The following is a 535-nucleotide window of genomic DNA, read 5'->3' on the forward strand; positions in this document are numbered from 1 at the left end:
GATGGGGGGGGGCGGCCCTGAACCGGCGGCCAATGGCGAGCCCCAGCCTCAACTTACAATCACCGCCACAACAGGAGCCCCATCCCATGAGCATCAAGAGCGACAAATGGATACGCCGCATGTCCGAGCAGAACGGCATGATCGAGCCTTTTGAACCTGGCCAGATCCGCCAGCGGGACGGCCACAAGATCATCAGCTACGGTACCAGCAGCTACGGCTACGACATCCGCTGCGCGCCCGAGTTCAAGGTTTTCACCAACATCCACAGCACGGTGGTCGACCCGAAAAACTTCGATGAAAAAAGCTTTGTCGACTTTCACGGCGACAGCTGCATCATTCCGCCCAACAGCTTCGCGCTGGCCCGCACCATGGAGTACTTCCGTATTCCGCGCAACGTGCTGACCATCTGCCTGGGGAAAAGCACCTACGCCCGCTGCKGCATCATCGTCAACGTCACGCCGTTTGAGCCCGAATGGGAAGGCTATGTGACACTGGAGTTCTCCAACACCACGCCCCTGCCCGCCAAGATTTATGC

At 59.2% G+C, this 535-nt stretch carries 1 protein-coding gene; it reads left to right on the plus strand.

The genetic code is table 11. The annotated features are described in order from the left end of the window. Positions 1–86: 86 nt before the first annotated feature. Positions 87–535, plus strand: a 449-nt coding sequence (dcd, locus tag AC1D0Z_RS23975) for a dCTP deaminase (RefSeq protein WP_477660599.1), incomplete at its 3' end; no start/stop codon positions are given.

The sequence above is a fragment of the Polaromonas sp. P1_E3 genome (assembly GCF_056405935.1).